Origin of the sequence: Dokdonia donghaensis DSW-1 (genome assembly GCF_001653755.1) — a bacterium.
GTDB classification, from domain to species: domain Bacteria; phylum Bacteroidota; class Bacteroidia; order Flavobacteriales; family Flavobacteriaceae; genus Dokdonia; species Dokdonia donghaensis.
This window is the reverse complement of record NZ_CP015125.1, coordinates 2787782-2809429: the sequence shown is the minus strand read 5'-3', so window position 1 is coordinate 2809429 and position 21648 is coordinate 2787782. Positions and strand designations below refer to the sequence as shown.

At 36.9% G+C, this 21648-nt stretch carries 14 protein-coding genes; 10 read left to right on the top strand and 4 right to left on the bottom strand.

Annotated elements, in window-relative coordinates:
* Positions 1 to 165 precede the first annotated feature (165 nt).
* Complete coding sequence (locus I597_RS12335) at positions 166 to 1116, top strand: calcium/sodium antiporter (RefSeq protein WP_035324504.1); 951 nt, start codon at positions 166 to 168, stop codon at positions 1114 to 1116.
* 225 nt (positions 1117 to 1341) lie between these two features.
* On the opposite strand, the gene I597_RS12330 is transcribed toward I597_RS12335, so the two are convergent.
* Entirely contained in the window at positions 1342 to 2352 is a 1011-nt protein-coding gene (locus tag I597_RS12330; RefSeq protein ID WP_021778679.1) for a glutamine synthetase beta-grasp domain-containing protein, read from the bottom strand.
* A 312-nt stretch (positions 2353 to 2664) separates the two neighbouring features.
* Here I597_RS12330 and I597_RS12325 point away from each other — a divergent pair, with 312 nt between their 5' ends.
* The 8 genes from I597_RS12325 (at position 2665) to I597_RS12290 (ending at position 14034) form a co-directional block, all read left to right on the top strand.
* Positions 2665 to 4848: a glutamine synthetase III family protein gene (locus I597_RS12325; RefSeq protein WP_035324505.1), complete on the top strand. Its 2184-nt coding sequence runs from the start codon at positions 2665 to 2667 to the stop codon at positions 4846 to 4848.
* Positions 4849 to 5185: 337 nt separating this feature from the next.
* The gene (locus I597_RS12320; RefSeq protein WP_081964941.1) at positions 5186 to 7081 is read left to right on the top strand and encodes a beta strand repeat-containing protein; all 1896 of its coding nucleotides are present in this window, start codon (positions 5186 to 5188) and stop codon (positions 7079 to 7081) included.
* A gap of 681 nt (positions 7082 to 7762) precedes the next feature.
* On the top strand, positions 7763 to 9289 hold the full coding sequence (locus I597_RS12315) for a hypothetical protein (protein ID WP_035324507.1): 1527 nt from the start codon (positions 7763 to 7765) through the stop codon (positions 9287 to 9289).
* A 116-nt stretch (positions 9290 to 9405) separates the two neighbouring features.
* On the top strand, positions 9406 to 9903 hold the full coding sequence (locus I597_RS12310; protein ID WP_035324508.1) for a hypothetical protein: 498 nt from the start codon (positions 9406 to 9408) through the stop codon (positions 9901 to 9903).
* A 31-nt stretch (positions 9904 to 9934) separates the two neighbouring features.
* A complete protein-coding gene (locus I597_RS12305; protein ID WP_021778684.1) occupies positions 9935 to 10696 on the top strand; it encodes a CsgE family curli-type amyloid fiber assembly protein in 762 nt (253 codons plus the stop codon).
* 13 nt (positions 10697 to 10709) lie between these two features.
* Positions 10710 to 11117: a curli production assembly/transport component CsgF gene (locus I597_RS12300; RefSeq protein WP_021778685.1), complete on the top strand. Its 408-nt coding sequence runs from the start codon at positions 10710 to 10712 to the stop codon at positions 11115 to 11117.
* A gap of 8 nt (positions 11118 to 11125) precedes the next feature.
* A complete protein-coding gene (locus tag I597_RS12295; protein WP_035324509.1) occupies positions 11126 to 12523 on the top strand; it encodes a CsgG/HfaB family protein in 1398 nt (465 codons plus the stop codon).
* A 5-nt stretch (positions 12524 to 12528) separates the two neighbouring features.
* On the top strand, positions 12529 to 14034 hold the full coding sequence (locus tag I597_RS12290; RefSeq protein WP_035324510.1) for a carboxypeptidase-like regulatory domain-containing protein: 1506 nt from the start codon (positions 12529 to 12531) through the stop codon (positions 14032 to 14034).
* Between the two features lie 190 nt (positions 14035 to 14224).
* Here I597_RS12290 and I597_RS12285 read toward each other — a convergent pair whose 3' ends face one another.
* From I597_RS12285 to I597_RS12275, 3 genes are all read right to left on the bottom strand, one after another.
* Positions 14225 to 15340 (bottom strand): nuclear transport factor 2 family protein, encoded by a 1116-nt coding sequence (locus I597_RS12285; protein ID WP_035324511.1) that lies wholly within the window; start codon positions 15338 to 15340, stop codon positions 14225 to 14227.
* Between the two features lie 90 nt (positions 15341 to 15430).
* Positions 15431 to 16018 (bottom strand): AraC family transcriptional regulator, encoded by a 588-nt coding sequence (locus tag I597_RS14935; protein WP_152594934.1) that lies wholly within the window; start codon positions 16016 to 16018, stop codon positions 15431 to 15433.
* A gap of 677 nt (positions 16019 to 16695) precedes the next feature.
* Positions 16696 to 20004 (bottom strand): ankyrin repeat domain-containing protein, encoded by a 3309-nt coding sequence (locus I597_RS12275; RefSeq protein ID WP_035324513.1) that lies wholly within the window; start codon positions 20002 to 20004, stop codon positions 16696 to 16698.
* A 353-nt stretch (positions 20005 to 20357) separates the two neighbouring features.
* Here I597_RS12275 and I597_RS12270 point away from each other — a divergent pair, with 353 nt between their 5' ends.
* Complete coding sequence (locus I597_RS12270) at positions 20358 to 21539, top strand: AIR synthase related protein (RefSeq protein WP_035324514.1); 1182 nt, start codon at positions 20358 to 20360, stop codon at positions 21537 to 21539.
* Positions 21540 to 21648 lie beyond the last annotated feature (109 nt).

Below are 21648 nucleotides of genomic sequence, written 5' to 3'. Positions count from 1 at the left end.
GACATCTTGAGTAGTTTTAAAAATTGTCGATTATTTGATAATTCTTCAAAAAGTATCTTTTTCCGCTTTCGCGAAAGCGTAACAATATTATCACACTACCTACTTATTAATGACGACATACTGAGCGAGTATAATTATTATCTTCGCCATAATAAAAAACATTATATGAGCATATTTTTTATCCTAGTTGGATTAGTACTGTTAGTAGTAGGAGGGGAGTTTTTGGTACGAGCATCTGTAGGGTTATCTTTTAAACTCAACTTGTCTAAAATGGTGATAGGGCTTACAGTTGTATCTTTTGCAACCTCTGCTCCAGAACTGCTGGTAAGCGTGCAGGCGGCTCTAGACGGGAGCTCAGATATTGCCCTTGGTAATGTGATAGGGTCTAATATTGCAAACATAGGTCTTGTGCTAGGTATAACGGCAGTGATATCTGCCCTTGCCATAGATCGAGATTTTTACAGATTTAACTGGCCGGTGATGGTATTATTCTCACTTGCGCTTTACTTCTTACTTTCTAACGATGGTAAGCTTACAGCAGTCGAGGGTGGTGGTTTACTTGCGGCGCTGGCTGTGTACTTGTTTTTCTTAATACGTCGTGCTCGTAAAAGTAGAGAAGAAGAAGATGCAGATGGTGTAGATGAGGGGCTGGGGCAAGCGTCTTATTTTAAAATATTTATATGGTTATTTATAGGTGCACTTGCGCTATATTTTGGGTCAGAATGGCTAGTCTCTGGAGCAAAAGATCTTGCTACCGCAGTAGGTATAAGTGAGTATGCAATCTCTGTTACCGTGATTGCCATAGGTACTAGTGTGCCAGAACTTGCGGCCTCTGTAATCGCTGCGCTCAAAAAGGAAAAAGCAATCTCACTAGGTAATCTTATAGGTTCTAATATTTTTAATATTGCCTCTGTGCTAGGCTTTACATCGCTTATTAAGGATATAAACGTTGTAGATGATGCTATTTTAGGGACTAATATTTACTGGATGCTAGGCTTTGCTATTGTACTCTTACCACTAGCATTTATACCAAAAACATTGCAGATAGGTCGTTTTAAGGGCTTATTTCTTGTAGGTGCCTATATCTTATTTATTGCGCTTGCATTTGCGGCTTAGTTTCTTGACCTCGTTTCTAAAGTAAATATCTAGGCTTCTCAATTATTTAATTGCAAGGAATTTACATTGTCTTCTATAGGCAATTTTAAGTCATTGTATACTGTCTATAGATATAGATAAAACTACTTGTTTTATTATATATGACGTGTTTACGCTTTCGCGAAAGCGCAAAAAAAAAATGCCCAACCTAAGTTGAGCATTTTTCACAATATAATTAAATCAGAATTAAACCTTTGCTGTTTTTACAGTCTCGATAATACGACCTGCTACTCTGTATGGATCTGCGTTTGAAGCTGGACGACGGTCTTCTAGCCATCCTTTCCATCCTTGCTCTACAGTGATAATAGGAATACGTATAGATGCTCCTCTATCTGATACTCCGTATGAGAAGTCATTTATAGATGCAGTCTCGTGATCTCCTGTAAGGCGTTGCTCATTGTGAGCTCCGTATGCTTCTATATGTTCTTTTGTAAATGGACGGAACGCCTCACATATTGTATTGTAAGTCTCTTCAGATCCACACGTTCTCAATGTTGTATTTGAGAAGTTTGCGTGCATTCCAGAACCGTTCCAGTCTCCTTTTATTGGTTTTGGGTGGTAATCTATGTACCATCCGTACTGCTCAGTAAGACGATCTAGTAGGTAACGAGCAATCCAGATCTCATCTCCTGCTTTCTTTGCTCCTTTTGCAAAAAGTTGGAATTCCCACTGTCCAGAAGCAACCTCTTGGTTAATTCCTTCAAAGTTAAGACCAGCCTCGATACAAAGATCTGCGTGCTCTTCTACAAAGTCACGACCGTGAGTGTTTTTACCACCTACAGAACAGTAGTACATACCTTGTGGTCCAGGGTATCCACCTATAGGAAATCCTAATGGTAGTTGTGTAGCCGTGTCCATAATGAAATACTCTTGCTCAAAACCGAACCAGAAATCATTATCATTATCATCTATTTTTGCTCTATGGTTTGACTCGTGCGGAGTACCATCTGCACTTAAAACCTCAGTCATTACTAAAAATCCATTTGTACGTTGTGGATCTGGGTAAATTGCAACTGGCTTTAAAAGACAGTCTGATGCTCCTCCAGAAGCTTGTTTTGTAGAAGAACCATCAAAAGACCATACTGGACAATCTTCTAGTTTACCACTAAAGTCATTTACAACCTTAGTTTTACTTCTCATATTTTGTGTCGGTGCATACCCGTCTAACCAAATGTATTCTAATTTTGACTTGCTCATAATAGCATTAATGTTTTGAGTTAACGAGGGCAAAGATAAAATAATTTTGAAATGCAGTGCTATTTATAGGGTTGATTTATTAAAAATTACACCATCTTATTAACAACCCCTTAAATTTTAGGGGGTGTGTAAAAAAAGAGACATATTTTTGTAAATCCCTTATATTTGCAATGCTTTTAAGGTCTCAAATGGTTGAATCTGTAAACTCTTTGTCTAATGCAGAAGAGTAAATCTTAATAGTATGAACAATTTAAATAAAAACGATAGTGACCTATATTAATGAGAACCACTATCATATAGTCATAAAAAGTTATGTCAAAATTACGTTTCCAAGCACTACACGATGTACAACATAGACCTGCAGTTACTTTTGAATCACTAGGACGACCATCGTCTTTATATAAGTCAAGTGTCTTTGGAGAGCAGGCTATGCGACAGTATTTATCAAAATCTACATTTGATAGTGTGCAAACGGCTATACGTAAAGGAGATAATATAGATCGCATCACTGCAGATGCTATAGCGACGGGTATGAAATCTTGGGCGCTAGAAAAAGGAGCAACCCATTACACACACTGGTTTCAACCGCTTACTGGTGCTACTGCAGAGAAGCACGATGCTTTTTTTGAAGTTACACCAGGGGGGCACGTCATAGATAAATTTGATGGTGCACAGCTTGCACAGCAAGAGCCAGATGCCTCAAGTTTTCCTCACGGAGGAATACGTAATACTTTTGAAGCACGTGGTTATACCGCCTGGGATCCTACGTCGCCTGCATTTATATATGATAATACACTTTGTATACCTACAGTTTTTGTAGCTTATACTGGAGAGGCTCTTGACTTTAAGACTCCGCTACTCAAAGCGCTTAATGTAATAGATGAGGCCGCAACAGATGTTGCTCGCTATTTTAATAAAAATGTAAATAAGGTAACTGCCACATTAGGCTGGGAGCAAGAGTTTTTTCTTGTAGATGCATCACTTGCCGCTGCGAGACCAGACTTAACTCTTACAGGTAGAACCCTTCTAGGTCACGCCGCGGCAAAAGGACAGCAGCTGGATGATCATTACTTTGGTTCTATTCCCATTCGTGTGCTAGCATATTTAAAAGAGCTAGAGCAAGAATGTCTCCTGCTAGGTATCCCTGTAAAAACAAGACATAATGAGGTAGCGCCTAATCAGTTTGAGATGGCTCCAGTATATGAAGAGGCAAATCTTGCGGTAGATCATAATGCCTTACTTATGGATATTATGCAAAAGGTCGCCCAGCGTCACCATTTTAAAGTCCTCTTTCACGAGAAGCCTTTTGATGGTATAAACGGTAGTGGTAAACATAATAACTGGTCGCTAGCCACAGATACGGGTGTCAACCTATTAAGTCCAGGTAGCACACCTATGAAGAACTTACAGTTTTTAACCTTCTTTGTAAATACCATAAAAGCTGTTTATGAACACGAGTCACTACTACGAGCATCTATTGCTAGTGCGGGTAATGATTATAGACTGGGAGCAAACGAGGCCCCACCGGCAATCATCTCTGTCTTTATAGGGTCACAACTTACTAGAGTACTAGACGAACTAGAAAAGGTAACAGATGGAAAACTCTCTCCACAAGAGAAAACAGAACTTAAGCTCAATGTTATAGGTAAAATACCGGAAATTTTACTTGATAATACAGATCGCAACCGTACCTCACCTTTTGCTTTTACAGGTAATAAGTTTGAGTTTAGAGCAGTAGGAGCTACTGCAAACTGTGCAAACCCTATGACAGTTCTTAATGCTATAGTAGCACAACAGCTTATAGCTTTCAAGAAAGAAGTAGATACTCTGGTAGATACTAAGGATATGAAGAAGGATGATGCCATCTTTAATGTACTGCGTGAGTATATAAAAGACAGTAAGAAGATACGATTTGAGGGTGATGGATATGGTGAGTCTTGGGAAAAAGAAGCAAAAAAACGTAAGCTTAGTAATAACAGAACAACAGTAGAGGCTTTAAAGGCTAGAGTGAGCAAAGCTAGTGTAGCGCTTTTTGACTCGCTACAAATTATGAATACGGTAGAAATACAAGCGCGTTATGAAATAGAGCTCGAGGAGTATGTAAAACGTATACAGATAGAGAGCCGTGTTCTTGGTGACGTAGCGCGTAACCATATTATACCTACAGCATTGCGATATCAAAATGTACTTATAGATAATGTACGTGGTCTAAAAGATATCTATGGTGACGATTATACCGCTTTCGCGAAAGCGCAAACATCCATCATAAAAGCACTATCAAATCACATTGCTAGTATCAATACACTTATTACAGAAATGATAGACGTGCGTAAAAAATCTAATGGTCTTGAATTAGAGAAAAAAGCAGGTGATTATGCAGATAAAGTAAAACCTTATTTTGAACTTATAAGGAAGCAATGCGATAAGTTAGAATTACTTGTAGAAGACGATTTATGGCCTCTACCAAAATATAGAGAGCTTCTTTTTGTAAATTAATTCGAGTTTTCTGTAAGATTTTTCAAATCTATTTTAGATTTATTATTCGGTAATAGGTAGGTGTCTTTTTGTGACACCTCCTTTTTACTAGGGTTTCTGTGTGATCTGATTATGAGTATTTTACATTTTGTCGAAAACTGTGTTTGTTATAGTGTAAAATCATTTTATGCAAGTTAACTTGCACCTATACTCGATTATAATTTCCTCCTAAGAGTATTTTCCCCCGTAATATTAAGTTTTGGCTTTCACACTTTTGATGATTATGACGTAGCTGTTGTTGGCCTGTATTGACGTGTTTTTATTAACCATTTATATATTAATCAATAACTTTTTTATTATGAAAAAATTACTAATGAGCGCTGCTGCACTAGCAATTTGTTCTGTTGCTTTTGGACAGAATACGAGTACAGTAAGCCAGACAGGAACAACTAATGGGCAACTTACCTTACAATTAGGAAGTAACACATCTACAATTACACAAGATGGATTAAACTCAGGTGCTACGGCTGGAGGAGATAGTAACGTGGCAGGAGTACTGCAAGTAGGAGCTAGTACATCTACTATATCTCAACTAGGAGATCGTAACCTAGCTGGGGTTGCTCAGTTTGGGTTAGGTAACAGTGCAAATATTGATCAAGGTGTAGGTTATTCTGAAGATAACGTTGCTGGAACACTACAGATTGGAAACGGTAATACCGCTTCACAAAAGCAGCGTTATGATAATAATACCGCAGGAATACTTCAAGTAGGAGATGATAACACGGCAACACAAGACCAGTCTACATTAACAAACGGCGCTATGGGTAGTACTGCTACTATAGATCAAGATGGTGATGATAATACAGGTACACAAGTACAGAGAGGAGAAGAAAACTTAGCAACTCTTGAGCAATTTGGAGATAATAACGCAAGTACAGAAAACCAGACAGGTGATCGTAATGACAGTGATGTGCTACAAGTAGGTGATGGAAATGATAGTGATGTTGACCAGATGGGAGACGAGAATGAATCTCGTGTAGATCAAGATGGTAATATGAACATTGCAAGTGTAGATCAAAACGGTTTTAGCAACAAAGCAGTAGCTATTCAAAAAGGGGATGGAAACAACTCTTCTACTTTACAATTACAAGACAACAATTATTCTTGGACACGTCAAAGAGGAGATATGAATACATCTATAGTTGAACAAGATGGAGATCTTAACCGTTCTGTAACAGACCAAAATGGAAATAGTAACTTTGCAGTTACATTACAAGGAGATCCTTCTTCATCTTTCTTTAAGAGTGATGGAGCAGATGCGATAACTCGCCAGACAGGAAATGGCAACTTCGCAGCTACACAGCAATATGGTAGTGATAACGTGTCATTATCACAAAGTACAGGTGATGGTAACACTGCTAGAGCTTACCAGATAGGTAGCAATGATGCCGAGATTGAGCAAGTAGGAAATGGAAACTTTGCTTCAAATAGACAAGTAGGTTATGCTGCAGATAACTTTTTAGGAGATGATAATACAGCATATACACGCCAGAGAGGAAACAATAATTATGCAGATGCTAGTCAGATAGGTAATGATAACAACTCAAGAATTATACAAGGTGCAGGTTTTGGCGATGACAACAGCGCTATAGTTGCTCAAAATGGAGAAAGTAACAACTCAGTGGTACGTCAGTTCAGAGATGATCAGACTGCTACAGTTAGTCAAACAGGAGATAATAATGATTCTGATGTCTTACAAAGAATGGGAGATGGTAACCAAGCGTACATTGTACAAACTGGTGATGATAACGTTTCTGATGTAGATCAAGATGGTGATGCAAACCTTACAAATGTAGATCAAGTAGGTAACTTAAACTTCTCTCAAGTAGCGCAAGACGGTACATCAAACGTGGCAGATATAGATCAGTCTGGTGATGTAAACTTCTCTTATGCAGGTCAAGTAGGTACAGGAAACTCTTCTACAGTTAGTCAGACATCTACAGGAGTGTTTTTAGGTCTGGGTAATGCGTCTATCACATTGCAAGATGGTATGAACAATACATCTACAGTAACACAAAACGGGAGTGCAAACGCTTCATTAGTTGGTCAACTTGGTATGGGTAATACTTCAACAGTTAGCCAGACAGGGGTGCTTAATATTCAGGCAACTGGCCAGTTAGGAGTTGGTAACACAGCTACTACTACTCAGGTGGGAACAGGTAACGCTTCTATAACATTACAAGCTGGGTTCTAATAAATGATAATCGCATACTGCGTGGGTATGCGCAGTATACCCTTAGAATCTCCGTACCCAACTACATAATTATTTCATAATAATTATATGAATGGATAAAGCACCGCCTCGCGGTGCTTTTTTCATTTAAGCTGGAAAGCCTATTTAAGAACTTATATTGTTTATATACGCTTTCGCGAAAGCGTAATTCATTACAGGGTACTTTAGAGTAGGTCCATAGACTTAGAGCATATGTGATGATTAATAAAAATAAGTGCTATAAGTAAGGTAATAACTTACTATTTGTCACTTGTGTGAGGTGAATTTTTAACTTGTAACTAATTTATTTTGAATAATAAAAAACAGTTATATCTGTAAGAATTATCTTAATCTCATTAGACCGTGTTTATTAAAGGGTATTTGCCCCTTCTTTGTGAGACCCTGTTTTTACTAGTGGTTTAAAGATTTTAGTTATACAGTAGACTTCCCTTTGTCGAAAACTTAGGTTTCGATGTTGACTAAGACAACAATTTGCATAATTTAGCACTGTATTACAAAACGATCTTCCCCCACGTAATATAACTCCCCCGTAATAAAAGTATTGGTATAGCGCACATTATAGATGATGCTGTTGACGCGTCTAGCCATTATTAAACTGTATTTATTAACCATTTATATATTTTTTAATTAAACCTTTTTATTATGAAAAAATTATTATTAAGTGCTGCGGCACTCGCATTTTGCACTGTAGGTTTTGCACAAAACAATGACAGTGATGTAGATCAAAGAGGAACACTTAACACATCTGGAGTTCTTCAAGTAGGTGGAAACAACACTTCTGTAGTTGACCAAGATGGTAGAAACAATGCAGCTGGTGGAGATTCTAACAGTGCTCTTGTAGTACAACTAGGTAATCGTAATGCATCAGACGTATCATCTCAAGGTGATCGTAACGCTGCAGGTGTATTACAGGTAGGTAACCGTAACGGTGCTACTATAGATCAAGGAGTAGGTTATGCAGAAGATAATGTTGCTTCTACTATCCAAACTGGAAACAGAAACACTGCTTCTCAAAAACAACGTTACGATAATAACCAGGCGTTTATAAACTCTAATGGTAATCGCAACACGGCTATGCAAGATCAATCTAGTATGAGTGAGAATGCTCCTGGAAACTTTGCAGATATTGATCAGGATGGTAACCGTAATATGGCATCTCAAACACAAAGAGGAGAGGCAAATGCTGCATTTATTACTCAAGATGGAAACCGTAATGATGCTACACAGACTCAAACTGGAGATATGAACTCTGCAACTAGTACTCAAACAGGTAACCGTAACACTTCTTTAGAAAGTCAAGATGGAGACTTAAACGTTTCTATTAATACACAGTTAGGAGATGATAATATGACAGATCACGCACAGAAAGGTGATTCTAACTTTGCATCTACTACTCAAACTGGAACTTTTAATGACAGTAGTATTGATCAAGATGGTACAGGTAACGGTGCTATTACAGCTCAGTTAGGTACAGCAAATGATTCTGACGTAGAGCAGGATGGAACAGGTAACGGTTCTTTTGTAGCGCAGGCTGGTGTAGGTAACATTTCTGACGTAAAGCAGGATGGAACAACAAACGGATCTTTAGTATTACAATTAGGAGTTGCAAATAATTCTGATGTTGATCAAGTAGGAACTTCTAATGGATCTTTTGTAGCACAATTAGGAGCTGCAAACAGTTCTACAGTATCACAAGATGGAACTGGAAACGGATCTGCAGTATTACAAGCAGGAGCTCTTAACAACTCAACAGTGAGTCAAGTAGGAGGTCTTAATGGATCACTAGTAGCACAAGCAGGTGTTGCAAACGGTTCTCTAGTAGCACAAGCTGGTATTGGAAACGGATCTACTGTTGCTCAAACAGGTTTTGGTAATGGTTCTATAGTAGGGCAGTTAGGTCTTGGAAATGGTTCTTCAGTTACTCAAACAGGAGCGCTTAACGGATCATTAGTAGGTCAAGCAGGTGGGTTTAATACATCTACAGTAGATCAGAACGGTATTCTTAATGGATCTGCAGTTGGACAATTAGGAGCTGGAAACACTTCAAATGTTGATCAAGATGGTTTCTTAAACGGTCAAGTAACTGGACAGTTAGGAACTGGTCACAACGCTGATACTAAGCAATTAGGAGCTGGAAACGGATCTATTACACTTCAAGCTGGATTCTAAGAAATAATATTTCTTAAGACACAAATAATCACTACATTTAAGAGTGATTAAAAATAACCTGAAAAGGGTGTAGTGATCAATAAATCTCACACACCCTTTTCTTTATATAAAAAATTATGAAAATCTATAGTTTATTAATTTTCGCATTTCTTTTTACTGTGTCACTAGCGGCTCAGACTAATGAGGCTGCACCAGAAACTATAACTCGTTCTAATATTGTTAACCTTGTAGCTACAGAGCAATTACCTAGATTAAATAATAATTTTCCTAATAATAGTGTATTGATTCAACAAGTAGGTCAAGCTAACTCATCATATGTAAATATTGCTTCATCTAGTTCTTCTGTTACAGTTTCTCAAAATGGTAATAGTAATGATGTTGCAATTGCCTTAAGAGGTAATAATATTTCAGAGAGCGTGTATCAATTAGGAAATGGAAATTCAGTAATAGATGTTTCTACAAGCAATGCATCTGGATCTGGTATGCAAGTGATTCAAAAAGGAAATAATTTAGAATTAGAAAGATATGGCACCAGCCGTACCTCTGGACCTATAAAAGTAACTCAGACAGGTAATGGTTCAGGTCAAGCAGTGATAGTTCGTCAGTTTAACTAGTTTATTACTTAGCTCATAATAGCATACTTTAATGATGTTACGCTATAGTACATACATATTACTTATTGCGCTCATATTCTTAACAGATACGGTGAAGGCGCAAAAATTCTACAATACAGAAATTGCTGCAAAAATTGAAATAGTTGAGTCTAATGGACTTTATTTAATAACAGCAAATGCTTCTAACCTAACAGGTTTAAACAGAAGCATACGGTACAAATTCTCAATTATACAAAGAGATGGTACAAATAACCCCAAAAAAGAAGAGGCAGAAGGAAGGTTTGTAATTGAGCCTTCACAAAAAGTCATACTCAATGACTATGCAATGCTTATTGAAAAAAGTAAGGACGCACTTATACTGCTTCTCGTTTACGATGGAGAAAATTTAATAGGTAAGGATCGCGTCATTGTTGCCGAAATTATTGATGAGATACCCAAAGTAGGAGAGCGTACTATATTAAGCCAGGCATTACAACAAGGGCAGTCTATAGGTCTCACGGGTTTAATTATAGAAGATACTAAAACAAAAGCAGGTCGTGATTTTTATAGATACTTTTTTCAAAAGTGTAGTATCGATAATATAAAATGGTCTAAGGATATTATTATAAAAGAAGATTTTGGACTAGGTAGGAGTACCGTTATAAAAGTAATAGAAGGAACGACTACAATTGTAAAGTTTAATGCACAGCCTAGAGATGAGTTTTTGAGGAAAGCCTCAGAGGAGTGCATACGACAGGTTCAAGGACATTTTAATCAACTAGCAAGAACAAAACAACTCTTAACATCATATTAATTCCAGACTACTTATGAAAAGTTTTATACTCATCGCAGGACTGTTTGTAACAGGTGGTTGCTTCTCGCAGCAACTTGTTTACACTCCTAAAAACCCGAACTTTGGAGGAAGTTCATTTAATTATGCCTGGCTACAATCATCTGCAGATGCTCAAAACTCATTTACAGATCCTAATGCGGTAGATCCATTTGCACAACAAACCGATCTCGAGCGCTTTACAGAAGATATTAATAGAACGCTGCTTAACAACATAAGTAATAGTATTACAAGGTCACTATTTGGAGAAGATGGAGAGTTACAAGAAGGTACATTTACATTTGGAAGTCTTGAGGTTGAAGCTTTTCAAACTGCCGAGGGGCTTGTAATTAATATATTAGATATAAATACAGGGGAGACCACACAAGTTATTGTTCCTAACTAAAAGCAATTATGAAGTATATCTTACAAACAGGTCTTTTAGTTTTAATGCTTAGCACGCTTTCAAGCTGTGGTACTTATTTTAACCAGCCACTGGGTCCAGAAGAGGCAAGAACTGGAGAAAAACTCGCAACTACAGATTCCCTTCTAGCATTACCACCTACATCTAGAAGGATAGACGTAGGTGTATATAATTTTAGAGATCTTACAGGGCAATTCAAGGCAAGTGCGACTGCAAGTACATTTAGTACTGCGGTAACACAAGGGTCAACCGCGATATTATTAAAAGCGCTTGAAGATTCTAAGTGGTTTAGAACCTTAGAAAGGGAAAACCTGGGTAATTTATTACAAGAGCGTAATATTATAAAGCAAACCAGAGAGGAAGCTAGAAAAACCACAAACCCAAACGAGCCGAGATTACCAGGTCTCTTATTTGCAGGTATATTGCTTGAAGGAGGTATCGTTTCTTATGATACAAATATTGTAACCGGAGGGCTAGGTGCAAGGTACTTTGGTATAAGTGGTTCTACCCAATACCGTCAGGATAGAGTCACAGTTTATTTACGAGCAATAAATACTCAAAGTGGTGAGATTTTAAAAACTATTTACGTGTCAAAAACCATATTGTCACAATCACTTGATGCTAGTTTGTTTAAATATGTAAACTTTCAGAGGCTGCTAGAGGTAGAGACTGGTTTTACACGTAATGAACCTGTACAACTAGCAATAAAGGAGGCTATAGAAAAATCTGTAAGAGGTCTTATCATAGAAGGTATAGAAGATAATTTATGGTCTACTAGTAAGGGTAGAGAACTTAATGAAAAGGTAGTAGCACAATATTATAAAGAAAAAGAACTAGAAGAATCTACACGTTTATATGATAGAGTGTATAAGCCTAATGTAGCAAACTCACATTTTGACTTTGCCTTAGGAGCAAATCTCTTTGATGGAGACCTTGCAGATAAGAAATTTGGTGAGTTTGTGCAGCTTGGTTACCAGACAGCGCTAGGCTCTACTTTTGGTTTACATTTTAACGGAAGGTATCAAAGATTTAAAGCGGGTAATGAGTTTGAGCAAGCATATACAAGTCTTAACCTCAATCTTACTTATGAAATTTTACCTACAGATAATTTTACACCCTTTATCTATGCAGGAGGCGGTTACCTTTTTGGAGATAATGATGTAAGCGCTCCCAAAATGCAGTACGGTGGCGGCGTACTTTACAAAGTTAGCGATAGAGTAGGGCTCAAATTATTTGCCGAACAGAACTTGACTTTTGTAGATGATGTAGACCTTGCCATAAATGGTAGAAGAAATGATTTTTACTTCAACTTTGGTTTTGGTTTGAGATATAGCATTTTAAAAGATAAAAAAGAAGAGGTAGAAGACGAGGTAATCCCATTAAATTAATCAAAATGAAAACAGGTTTATATATATTCTTTTTATGTTGTACACTAAGCTTACTAGTAAGTTGTAGTGAAGACACATTAGGAGAAACAGGTATCGGTAATATAACGGGGGTGGTAGTCTTTGAAGGAGATAATGCCCCACAGGCAAATGTAAAAATATCTACAAATCCACCATCAAATACTGTTTTTACAGGTGAAGATGGAAGCTTTGATCTAGGTGAAGTAGTAGTAGGAGATTATTCTGTGCAAGCAGAAAAGAGTGATTTTATTACCGCTTTTGAGCCTGCAACGGTTACAGAGGGAGCTACTACAAACGTTATTTTTGAATTACAACCAGAAACAGCCAATAATGTAGCACCGTCTATACCAATTTTAGTCACTCCGGCAGATGAGGCAGAAGATGTGGCTCAAGACGTACTTTTTACCTGGACAGTAACAGATCCAGATCCTTTTGATGAGCTAGTGTATCAACTAGAACTACGTAATGATATGACTAATGAAATACTCAATTTTCAAAACTTGAGTGATACCTTCTTATCAGTAAATGATCTTGCATTTTCTACTAAGTACTTCTGGCAAGTAACCGTAAACGATGGTATAAATCCAGATGTAAATAGTGAGTTTAGTTCTTTTAATACCATTGATGAGCCTAATAATAGATTAGTATTTGTACGTAAAGAGAGTAACGGTAATAATGTAATCTATTCTACAGATGACGGTTCTGAAACAGGATTAGGCCCCCTCGCTCTTACCTCGCAATCGTCTAATAGTTTTAGACCTAGACGTAATACAGAAGTAAATAAAATCGCTTTCTTACGCACCGTAGGAGGAGAGACACAACTATTTACAATGAATGAGGATGGGAGTGACGTTTTTCAAGTAACAGCATCACAACCCGTAAATGGTTTTAATCTAGAAGAAGTAGACTTCTCCTGGGAGCCTACTGGAGAGAAATTATACTTCCCTAGTTTTGATAAATTATTTTCTATAAACACAGATGGAGGAGGCTTAGAGCTCGTTTATACCACACCAGATGGTAGTTTTATCACAGAGGTAGAAAGAGCGAGATTTGACGACTTTTTCGTTATAAAAACTAATAATGTATCTGGTTATGCGGCAGAGATTCTTGTGCTAGATCTAGATGGTAACCTTATAGAGACTGCTGTAACAGGTTTTCAAGGAGCGCTAGGAGGTCTTGATATTTCTATCACCGGTGCCACCATCGTGTTTACAAGAGACATTTCAGAATTTGAAAATCCTAACTATTTACAACTAGACACACGTGTATTTACCTACGAGTTAGGCACGGGCAATGCTCCAGTAGACCAGTCTGGAGATAAACCTGCCGGAACAAATGATCTAGACCCTCGCTTTACACCTACTAATGCGGGTATTGTTTATACAAATACGCCTAATGATGAGGTATCTGTACGTGATATTGTAACATCACAACTAGGCGATGCATCCAGAACAACTCTTGTAGAGGATGGCGCTATGCCAGACTGGCAATAAACTAGATATATTCATACTAAAAGCTCCTTTATAATGAAATAAAGGAGCTTTTTTATTCAAGTAAAATCAAAGAGTTTTGATTGTTTAGCTCTCTTCTGTTGTTTTGGCTAACCAAATCTTGCGGTGTTTTATATCATCAATATAATTACGCTTTCGCGAAAGCATAATTGGGTGCGTTATATATACAATCTCAATTTAAGACTTTTAACTGTTCAATTATCTTCAAGGCAACGTCTCGAGATGATAGATAATTTTGTCCTGTAATTAATCTTCCATCTACTTCTACGTGAGAATTGTTTCTAGGAGAAAATTTAAATACAGCACCTCTATCTTCTAATGTTTTCTGTATTAAGAATGGGAAGTGTTTAAAATAGGCCGCATCCTTTTTCTCAAACGAATCTGGATATCCACTCACGAGTTTATTTTTAAAGAGATACTTTCCGTCTTTTGTTTTGAGATTTACGATACCCGCAGTCCCGTGGCATACAGAAGAAATTATACCATTATGTTGCTCATAAATGGCCATTGCTATTTTTTGAATTTCTTGACTCTCTGGTACGCCGTACATTGCTGCACCTCCACCTATATAATGTACTGCTTTATAGTTTTGAGGTGCTATCTCACTTGGCTTATGAGTATGTTTTAATGCATACATAAAATCAGAATTATATAAGTATGACATACTTAACGAGTCTGAAGTATCAATATATGAAAGTGGAATAGTACCCCCTTCTGGACTCACAAAATCTACTGTATAACCTGCACTTTTAAAAGTACTATAGGCATTTACTAATTCTGAGAAACTATTTCCTGTAGAAATATCAGAATTTCCATAGTGTGCTGCATTTGAAACTATGAAAAGAATTTTATCAGAAAGAGCAGCGCCACTATCTTTTGTAGCGGCTTTACTTATGATTTTCCATTTATTGTCTATCTTTTTTAATATAAATAGGTCTATGTACCTTGAGTTATCATCAGGGAATAGTATTTCTACCTTTGCTGTTGCAATGTTGTTTGTATAGTCTATAGATACAATATTGCCTATTCTTCCATTAAAATCTCCTTGCTTTTTGTTTTTATACCAGCCTTGATATTCTTTAATAGGGACAATCCATAAATTGTTTTCTTTGTTGTCTAAAAAGAGATCTGCTTCTGGATAAAAAGCTTTTTCAATAAGTTCGGGTTTATTGTATGATGTACCATTTATATAATTAAAAAGTACTTCTTTAATTTCTTGTGATTCAGTTTGACCATACGTCACTGAATAGAAAAAGATAAGGCTTAAAAATAAAAGTGAATTTTTCATAAAAATTGTAATTTGATTAGGTTACAATTTTAGTTCAAATGGTCACTTTAGGGGTAATACATTTATACTATCATATTCCTGATGTATACATTAGGACATTTTAAGGTTAGATTCTTGGGCTATATATTTTGAGGGTGTGGTTTGAGTTATCTTCTTAAAAGCCGCATAAAATGTACTGTTTGAATTATACCCGCACTCTTCGGCAATTGTATCAATTTTTAAATGAGGTTTTTCTTTTAATAGCCTTTTTGCCTCTTCAATTCTATATTCATTTATAAAGAGAGAAAAGCTCTTACTTAAATTATTATTGAGCAATTGTGATAATAATTGTGGACGAATATTAATCTTTTTTGCTAGAAGCGGCATCGTAATATTAGGGTTCTTATACAACTCTTCGTTAACAAGTGTTGATTCAATTTTTTCTAATAGATGATTTACTTCAGTTTCTTCTATTTGAGTATTTGCATACTTTTCTTTTTTCATAGATACCACAAACTCTTTTTTTCTTTTGTGGTAAATCAACAAACCAGTTAGGTAAAAAACAAATGAATAAGATAAAGCACCTACAATATAAGATGTATATGAAGCAGTATTATAAGCTATCCAAATACATAAAACACCAAAGAAAACACTAACAAGCCAGACCTCATTATAATCTAATTTATGATCTCTTGTCATAAGCTTATGAATTACTGGTTTTAATAAGAATGCAGAAATGATAATATAAACAAGCCATTGTAAGTTTATGATGTAATAAAAATAATCAACCCAAAGGTCTATATTGTTTTTATAAGGGTATACAATCCCTACACATAAAATGAGCACAACAGTAAATAAAAGGTGCGTCTTTGTGAGTTTGTTTATTTTGTCATTTTTCAGGTATTTAGATTTAATGTAGAGATATAAAAAGGGACCTATGAGAAAACAGGCAGAAAGTCCTATTTGCAAATACACTTTAGAAAGAGATGGGTTGTAATAAAAGAATAAAGACTTCCATACTCTTATGCTAAGGGCTATGAGTAAGCCTCCAAGAAAGTAATTTGAGCCTTTTTTGGGTCTAGCAAAAAGTAAAAAGTATATGCTCAATACAATGCTATTAAAAGCACCTAGTGCGCTAAAGAAAAATATTAATTTATTGTCTAGATTCAATGTGTTAGTTTATTGTGTGATATTCTTGTAACATTAAGAAACTGTGCAGTCATATAACCTAGCGCAAGTTATTTATTTAAATAATTACCTGATAAATATACATTTTATTCCAAATTGTTAGGCCTACTTATGATTTTATATGGCTATTAAAAAGGAGTACGCTTTCGCGAAAGCGCACCTATAAACATTAAAAATACAATCTTACCTTAAGACTTTTTGCGCGCCTCTTTTTGTGCTTTCTTGATAACGTTTTTTAGGGTCTTGTTAGTGGTATAATCCAAAGCAGTAAGATTGTTCTTATTTGTGAGTAGTGCATTTGCATCTGCCTCAAGTAAAGTTGTTACAGTGGGAAGTGCATTCTCGTTGCCACTAGCAGCTAGGTGTAATGGAGTCTCATCTCTTTTGTTTTGTGCGTTTACATCTGCTCCGTAGGATACTAATAGCGCTATTAATGCACTATCTGTAGCTTCATACGTTTCTGTAACCAGATGTAATGGGTAGTATCCATTCCCAAAGGCTTGTGTAGGTGTAACACCTTCTTCTAGCACTAACTTGGTGCCATCTATGAAGTTAAATTTGATAGCTAGTTCTAAGTCATATTGTGTGGGTTTTGCTCCACTTTCTAGCAATAGCTTTGCAACGTCTAGTTGTTTGTATCGCATCGCATCTTCTAGAGCGATACTTGTACTTAAACCTCGTTCTATAAGTTTTTGTACAACTTTAAGGTTTCCTTTTCGCGCAGCAGTAGAGATAAACGACGGGTCGATATGCTCTGTTTTTGCTAAGATGAGAAGAATGATGTCTTCGTCCTTAGTTTCCATAGCAGCGTTAAGAGCCTCTTCTGTATCTGCACCCTTCTCTAGTAAGTAGCCAGTAATTTCTTTATTACCAGTCTCTGTAGCATCTACAATAGCCTCGCTTACATTAGCCTGTCCCTGTTCTATAAGGATTTTTGATATGGCTAGATTTTCTTTTTTTACAGCGTCTTGTAATAGCGCTGGGTCTGCCGTAGCTGCTCCCTTTGTCACTAAGAAAGCGGTAATAGATTCATTTTCTCTAGATACGGCTGTTTTAATACCTTGAGATGGGTCTGCATCGTTTTGCACAAGTAGCTCAACCATCTCGAGATTTTCCTTTGAAACGGCAAGGTCTAATGTTTGAGAGGCATCTATAGAGGCACTTTTTGTGTTTATTACAGACTGCGCAAGCATCACACGGTCTTCTTGTACTGCAGCCTCTAGCGCTACGGCAGGTGTACCGTTGTACGTATTAAGGGCATCATTAAAGAGTTGTGTATCTTGGGATTTTGCGGCATATGAAAAAACCTCATCTGCAACGGCTTTGTTTTTTAATGATACTTCTATTGCGGGCTTATTATCTTTCTCAATAGCATAGGTAAGTATCTCTGTGGCTTGAGCTCCATTTTTAAGCGCCATATCAAGTATGGCTGTGTTACTGTTATCTACCGCAACCTCTGCTGCGAGATTAGAATCAAGTTTTGCTTCTTTCTTAACAAAATAATTAAAGAGATCTGTATCATTTAGTTTGGCTACGACCTCAAGCGTTTCTCCGCTTGCTTCGGTAACAGGTACAATAACATTACGTAGAGCCATATTATCGTGCTGGGTTGCTCTGTCTAGTATGTAGGCATCTGCGGTAGAGCCTAGCTTCACAAATTTCTGAGCGAGATCTTCATCATTATTTTCGGCAGCGAGAAGTAGTTCGTTTTTACCAGCTACAAATTCTTCAAACTCCTCACTCATTAACGCTTTGACGGTAGGGTAGTGGTAGAGCTCGAGTGCATAAGCTAGATCATTATTTCTGGGGATGGCTCCTTCTCTAAAGAGTGCATAAATTACATCTGCCTCTTTATAAGCCACCGCTTTATAAATCATATTATTTTTAGGCTCTGCTCCTCGTTCTAAGAGGATGAGTGCTTTTTCTCTCTCAAAATTTCTAGGTTCAAAAGCTACATCCAGATCTTCGGTAGTAGGTATCACGCCATTATCTAAAACAAAGTTAAGGACATCGTTATCTTGTTTATTAATAATGATGGCTTGTAGTAATCCATTTGCACCTACGTTTCCATTTTTTTTAAATAAGTCTTTTAGTAACGGGATATTACCGGTCGCAGCAGCAGCAACAAGTTCTGTATCTAGTACATAATTATAAGTAGTTGTGATGTTCTCAATAAGGCCCTCGTCTTTAATAAGCTCTGCGGTATAGGTGATATCATAGATGTCCTTATCAATCGTTTCTAGCTCGATGGTTTTTTCTATTTTTTGCTTTAATATGTCTTTGTAATAGGTCTTTGCGTCTTCTGTGCCAGAAACTCGCAAGCGTGTCCTACCACCTCCTTTTACTAGTTTTTTTGCATCATCCCATACACTTAGGTAGCCTCTTTTTAGGTCTTCGGCTTTTATGGTGATTATGACGTTTCTATCTAGAAGGACTTCTTCGTCTGTAATAAGGGTTTCAAGACGGAGACCACCCAACTCTATAAGCGGTTTTATATCAAGTATAGCATCGTCTTTTGAAAAGCCACCAAAAAATATATCTCCCGTGTAGTCTGTGCTCGTTGCATTCTCACCTCCCATATTTTTTTTAATAATCTTAGTGAGATCTTGCTTAAAGCGTAGGGAGTACTTTTTATAATATTTACTTGTTACTGGTCGCTGCACAGCTTTTTGAGCATAAGCAGTTGCGACTTCTATAACACTATCTAGCATTCTTACTTTTTTTGCCTTGTCTTCAACCTCTGGCATAGATACCGTTCTAAAGAGTTCTGAAAACGTTTGCAATGTGACCTCTATGGGCTTACTATTTTGAGATACGGTACCTTCCCAGTCTGTAAACCACTGCGCATCTTTTGTTCCTCCTATGGTATAGGTGTTGCTTTGTCCAGCATTTATATAAAGATCTGGATCACTAGCGCCTGTATGAGTTGCAATAATATCTTTTACAACCTGTTGTTGAAACTCATCTTTCTCATAAGGTGAGTATATATAATTGGTGTTTTTAATGAGGTTTCTTTTTAAAAATATACCACCGTATACAACTTGGTCTGCATAATGAGTCCCGTATCTGTGTATAAAACCTTCTGGTGTAATATCACGCCCCAGTCTTGAAAAATCTGCCACCATCGCACTATCTAATGTTTTTGTAGAGCTTGTGCGTAGAGATTTACGTTCTATAGGTTTTCTTTTTTGAGTATATACAAAGAGTAGCTTGTCGCTGCCGTCTGCCTCAAAGGCCTCATAATATGCGTGACTATTAATAGCCTGAAAAGGGCTGTCTAGAGAGTCTGTGCGTAAGAGTTCCTTCTCATACTCATAAGGGGTGGTGACAAAATGATAAGATACAGCAGGTGATGAGGAAATCTTACTTGTAGAGGAGCCACCCTTAAAAAGCAGTTTACCTTTTGATGAGGAGCCCCAGTCTAGGGCATCTACATAGCGCACATCAAAGCCGTGCCCCAAAACATCTTGTCGTTTGAGTCCATCATCTTGGCTCATCGCAGAGAGTGAGCTTAAAAGGAGGGCGATATGTAATATGTAGTAACTTTTATTAAAAAGAAAGTTGTTCAAGGTGTATAAGATTTAATAAATAGAATGGTTAATGAACCTTGAAAGTAGACATAAATGAGCAAAGAAAAAACTCAAATAGACTAAGGCATAAATTACTGGAATGAAGAGAGTTTGATAAAATATTGATGTAAGAAAAAACTGATTTTTAGCGTCTATTTTACGCTTTCGCGAAAGCGTAATAACAACAACCCGCCACATTTTACAAATAGTTTATAACTGCAGGCTAGTCTATTTTACCTCTCATTAATTAATCCCTATTTTTGCGCCATAAAATCTACCTAATGAGCCAAGAAATTTCTAAACGATATTCACAACGCGGAGTATCTGCTGGTAAAGAAGATGTACATAACGCGATTAAAAATGTAGACAAGGGCTTGTTTCCCAAAGCATTTTGTAAAATCGTACCAGATGCACTTACAGGAGATGATGATTATTGCCTCGTAATGCACGCAGATGGTGCAGGGACAAAATCTGCCCTGGCATATATGTATTGGAAAGAAACGGGAGACATCTCTGTATGGAAAGGTATTGCTCAAGATGCGCTCATTATGAATATAGATGACCTATTATGTGTAGGTGCTACAGATCATATAATGTTATCTTCTACCATAGGACGTAATAAGAATTTAATACCGGGCGAAGTAATTTCGGCTATTATAAATGGATCTGAAGAGTTACTAGAAGAGCTTAAGTCATACGGAGTAACCATACACAGTACCGGTGGAGAAACCGCAGATGTGGGTGATCTTGTGCGCACGATTATTGTAGACTCTACAGTAACGGCAAGAATGAAGCGTAGTGATGTGATAGATAATGCAAATATCACTCCTGGTGATGTAATTGTAGGTCTAGCATCTTTTGGTCAAGCTAGTTATGAGACTTCTTATAACGGTGGGATGGGAAGTAATGGTCTTACCTCTGCTCGTCACGACGTTTTTGATAACTACCTAGCTCAAAAGTATCCAGAAAGCTTTGACGCAGCCGTACCAGAAGATTTAGTGTACAGTGGTTCAAAAAAACTTACAGACGCTGTTTCAGATAGTCCCATAGATGCTGGTAAACTTGTATTATCACCTACTAGAACCTATGCACCTATTATAAAAGATATACTATCTAAATATAAGTCAGATAGTATACACGGTATGGTGCACTGTAGTGGAGGAGCACAAACTAAAATTTTACACTTTGTAGAAAACCTACACATTATAAAAGATAACCTTTTTGACACACCACCTTTGTTTAAATTAATTCAAGAGGAGAGTGGCACAGACTGGAAAGAGATGTATCAAGTCTTTAATATGGGGCACCGTATGGAGATTTATTGCCCGCAAGAGGTGGCAGATGATCTTATTGCCATATCAAAATCTTATAATGTAGATGCACAAATAGTAGGTAGGGTAGAAGATTCACCTTCTGGTAAAAAACTTAGTATACGCAGTGCTCACGGTGATTTTACATATTAATAATTTGTAATATTAAGGTTACTAGCTAGTTAATAGTTTAATAGTGTAGGAAGATTCGTTTGTTTTGAAACTAAAATTAGTATATTTAATACGCTTAGTGTTTAATTTT